Raw genomic sequence first — 4,266 nt, forward strand, 5'->3', positions numbered from 1 at the left:
GCGCCTGCCGATCGTGGCGATGACCGCCAACGCGATGAAGGGCGACCGCGAGCGCTGTCTCGAGGCGGGGATGGACGACTACGTCTCCAAGCCGTTCGCCCTCGCCGACGTCGAGCGCGCCCTCGACCGCTGGCTTCCCCGCGCCTGATCCGCGGCGCCGACGCACTGGGGGCCGTTCTGAGCGCGGGGGCGCGAGGAGAAATGCCGATGATCGCCGCTCGAATGATCCCGTTGAGCCTGCTTGCGTTCGCCGCGCTCGCCGCGGCCGCCGCCGCGCCCGCCGCGGCGCAGATCCCCGAGGACCGCAAGGCGCTGACGCGCACGATCTCCTACGCGGAGATGAAGAGCTTCCTCGCCTCGATCGACGGCGTCGGGCCGGTCCGCGTCTCCGAGGAGGCGAAGACCGCCGAGGGGCGCTCGGTCTTCCTCGTCCACGCCGCGCGCGGCAAGGCGCCGTCGTTCCGCGTCCTCTTCTTCGCCCAGCAGCACGGCGACGAAGTTTCGGGGAAGGACGCGCTGCTCTACCTGCTGCGCGACGTCGCCCGCCGCCCCGAGACGCTGCCCGCCGACGTGGACCTCTGGGTGATGCCGATGGTCAACCCCGACGGCGCGGAGGCGGGGAAGCGCCGCACCTCGACCGGCGCCGACCTGAACCGCGACCACATGGTGCTCGAGAACCCCGAGACGCAGGCGCTGCACCGCGTCGCCCGGCGCGTGCGGCCGCACGTCGCCGTGGACTGCCACGAGTTCGGGCGCGACACCGACCGCGACCAAGGCTTCAACTCCTGGGCCGAGATCACGATGGACAACCTGAACAACCCGCTCTTCGATCCCGCCGTCGTCGCCGCGGCGAGCCGTTGGGTCGAGGAGGGGGCGGCGGCCGAGCGCGCCGCGGGGCACAACTTCCTGCGCTACACGGTCGGCGGCCTGCCGCCGCGGGAGAACCAGCGCCACTCCGCGCCGGAGGCGGACAGCGCGGTCAACTCGATGGGGATGTACGGCGGGATGGCGTTCATCGTCGAGGCCGGCGTGCGGCGCGCCGACGACGGCCACGCGTCCGACCTCGCCTCGCGCGTGGACGCCTACCTCGTCCTGCTGAAGCGGTTCCTCGCCCCCAACCCGCACCGCGCCGCCGACGTCGCCGCGATCGAGGCCGCGCGGCGGAAGCCGCTGCCGCCGTTCCTGCCGACGAACTACCTCTGGGTCAACCGGGGAACGACGATCACCGAGTTCCCGCTGATCGAGACGGCCACGGGAAAGACGGTGCGGATCCCGACGGCGAACATGATGACCGAGGTGGCGGTGAAGAGCGCCGTCGCGACGCCGGTCGGCTACGCCGTCGAGCCGCGCGCCGCCGCGGCGTTCAAGACGCTCTTCGCGCGGCACGAGATCCCGTTCGAGGAGTTGGCCGCGCCGCGCGGCGTCGCCGCGGAGCGCTGCACGCTCGTCCGGATGGAGGACGAGTTCGACGAGGTCTACTCCCGCTACGACGGACGGCAGATCGTGACCTGCGCCGCGGCGAAGGAGGAGACGCTGCCGGCGGGGACGCTGCTCGTGACGCTGCGCGGCGAAGCGGCGACGCGGGCCGCGCTGCTGCTCGAGCCGGCCGCGCTCTACGGCGTCTACCAGTACCCGCGCTTCCGCCCCTTCGCGGTCGCCGGGGCGGCGCTGCCGGTTCTGCGCGTGACTCGTTGAGGAAGGCGGCCTAGGACAAGAACGGGGCGGGATCGCCGGCCCCTTCGCGGATCACGCGGGGTTCGCCCTCCGAGAGATCCACGACGGTGGACGGCTCGACGCCGCCCCAGCCGCAGTCGAGGAACAGGTCCACCAGCTTGCCGGTCCGCTGCTCGATTTCGTCGGGATCGGCGAGCGCGTAGTCCTCGCCGGGCATCTTGACGGTCGAGGCGAGCATCGCGCCCCCCGCCGCGCGGGCCAGCTCGATCGCCACGGGATGTTCGGGGACGCGCAGGCCGATCGTCTTCCGCTTGGTCAGCAGGATGCGCGGCACTTCGGACGACGCCTTAAGCACGAAGGTGTACGGCCCGGGGAGGAAGCGCCGCAGCACGCGGTAGGCGGCGTTGTCCACGTCGGCGAAGCGCGCGATCTCCGAGAGGTCGGGAACGACGAGACTGAACAGATGCTTCTCGGCGTTCATCTCCTTGATCCGCGCGATCCGCTCGAGCGCGGCGCGCGAGCCGGGGGCCGCGGCGAAGGCGTACGAGCTGTCGGTGGGCGCGACGACCACGCCGTGCGCGCCGAGCGTCGTCGCCGCGCGCTCGATGAAACGCCGTTGCGGCGTTTCCGGGTGAACCTGAAGCCTGATGCCCATCGGCCCCGATTTTAGGCCAGCGGCCGTCGCCGCGCCGCCGGCGCCCCAAGGCGACGTTCCGCTGGGTCACGTTCCTGTAGGGGCGGCTGGCGCGCCGCGACGATCGTCGGAACAACGACGCCGCCACCGCGCCTGCCGCCCGACGTGGACCTCGCGAATCGTTGCCTTTCGTCGTCACAGGCAACGTTCCGCGTGAATCGCGTCGGGAGGCAGGCGCGGCGGAGTCTTGAGCGGGGAGACGATCGTCGGGGCGCGCCAGCCTCCCCTACGGGAAAGGCGACGATCGTCGGAACAACGACGCCCCCGCCGCGCCAGCCGCCCGACGCGGACCTCGCGAATCCTTGCCTTTCGTCGTCACAGGCAACGTTCCGCGCGAATCGCGTCGGGAGGCAGGCGCGGTGGAGTCTTGAGCGGGGGAACGATCGTCGGGGCGCGCCAGCCTCCCCTACACGACGTTGCCGTGCATCGTTCAAAGGCGCGGCGGTCAGCCGAAGAGGGTGCCGCGGCCGAGGAGGCCGAGCGGATCGAGCGCCGTCTTGACGGCGCGCATGCGGGCCACCGTCTCCGGCGGATAGAGAAGCGAGAGGTCGCCGGCCTTCACCTTGCCGAGGCCGTGCTCCGCCGAGACGGTGCCGCCCAGCGCCACCGCCGCGCGGACCAGCTTGCCGTAGAGCGCCTTCGCCGCCGCCTGCTCGGAAGGATCGCGCGGCAGGATGTTCACGTGCACGTGGTCGTCGCCGATGTGCCCGAAGGCGACCGACTCCAGCCCCGCGCCGTCGAGCAGCGCGCGGAACGCGGCGAGCATCTCCCCCGCCCGTCCCGGCGGGACCGCCGTGTCGGTGCTCACCTTGCGCACGCCGCGGCGCGCGATCGTCTCGTTGATCGTCACCGGCACGAGATGGCGGAACTCGCGGAACTTCTGCTGCTCCGCCGGCTCCTGCGAGAGCCAGCTCGCCTCGTCGGCGCCCCGCTCCTCGGCCAGCGTCGCCCACGCCTCGACCAGCGCGTCCGCGTCGTCGTCCCGGCGCACCGGCTGCTCGAAGAAGATCGCCGCGCGCGCGCCGCCGGGGACGTCCGCCCCCGCGCCGCGCAGCAGCGCCAGCGCCGCGACGTCGAAGAACTCGAGCGCCGTCGGCGTGACGCCCCGCTCGCCGCTCCGCCGGTCGCCGCGCGCCGCGGCGACGAACGCCAGCGCCTCGCGCTCGCCTTCGAAGAAGAGGATCCCGGAGATGATCGACGCCGGCGCCTTGATCAGCTCCAGCTCCGCCTCGACGACGCAGCCGAGCGTTCCCTCGCTGCCGACGAAGAGATCGACGAGGTCCATCCCCGGCGCGCTGTAGTACCCCGCGGCGTGCTTCGTCGTGCAGGGCAGCGGCCAGTCGGGCGCCGGCACGACCAGCCGCGGGCGCCCCGGACGCTCGATCTCGAACCGCCCGTCGCGCGCCGCGACCTGTCCCCGCGCGAGGTCGAGCAGCGAGCCGTCGGCGAGCGCGACGACGATCCGCCGCACCCAGCGGCGCGTCGGGCCGAAGCGGAACGTCCGCGCCCCCGAGGCGTTCGTGGCGATCGTCCCGCCGACGAAGGCGCCGTTCTCGGTCGGGTCGGGCGGATACCACATCCCCTCGTCGGCGGCCGCCTTCTGCGCCGCGGCGAGCGCGACCCCCGCGCCGACGAGGAGCGTCCCGCCCGCGCCGTCCGCGGCGACCCGCGGCTCGAGTCGCAGCAGGCGGTCCGTGGCGACGACGACGCCGCCGGCCGGGACGCGCCCGCCGGTGATCCCGGTCCCCGCGCCGGAGAAGGTCGCCGGCGCGCCGCGGGACGCGGCGATCGCCAGCGCCTCCGCCGCCTCGGCCGGGCTGTCCGGCCAGAAGACCTCGTCCGCCGACCCGCCGGGGAGGCGGCTCTCGTCGCCCAGGTACCGCTCGAGATCGGCCGGA

General features: G+C 73.5%; 4 protein-coding genes. 2 read left to right on the plus strand and 2 right to left on the minus strand.

Annotated elements, in window-relative coordinates:
• On the plus strand, positions 1-148 hold a 148-nt coding region (locus LLG88_03385), incomplete at its 5' end, for a response regulator (GenBank protein MCE5245950.1).
• Positions 149-207: 59 nt separating this feature from the next.
• Entirely contained in the window at positions 208-1,695 is a 1,488-nt protein-coding gene (locus LLG88_03390) for a succinylglutamate desuccinylase/aspartoacylase family protein (GenBank protein MCE5245951.1), read from the plus strand.
• 10 nt (positions 1,696-1,705) lie between these two features.
• On the opposite strand, the gene LLG88_03395 is transcribed toward LLG88_03390, so the two are convergent.
• A complete protein-coding gene (locus LLG88_03395) occupies positions 1,706-2,329 on the minus strand; it encodes a threonylcarbamoyl-AMP synthase (GenBank protein MCE5245952.1) in 624 nt (207 codons plus the stop codon).
• Positions 2,330-2,813: 484 nt separating this feature from the next.
• Positions 2,814-4,266, minus strand: a 1,453-nt coding sequence (locus LLG88_03400) for an FAD-binding oxidoreductase (protein MCE5245953.1), incomplete at its 5' end; no start/stop codon positions are given.

The organism is bacterium, from assembly GCA_021372775.1.
Taxonomy (GTDB): domain Bacteria; phylum Acidobacteriota; class Polarisedimenticolia; order J045; family J045; genus JAJFTU01.

Bases quoted from the DNA above. Each gene is read 5' to 3' on its own strand.
- LLG88_03390 (MCE5245951.1), top strand. From the start codon at position 208: ATGATCGCCGCTCGAATGATCCCGTTGAGCCTGCTTGCGTTCGCCGCG.
- LLG88_03395 (MCE5245952.1), bottom strand. From the start codon at position 2,329: ATGGGCATCAGGCTTCAGGTTCACCCGGAAACGCCGCAACGGCGTTTC.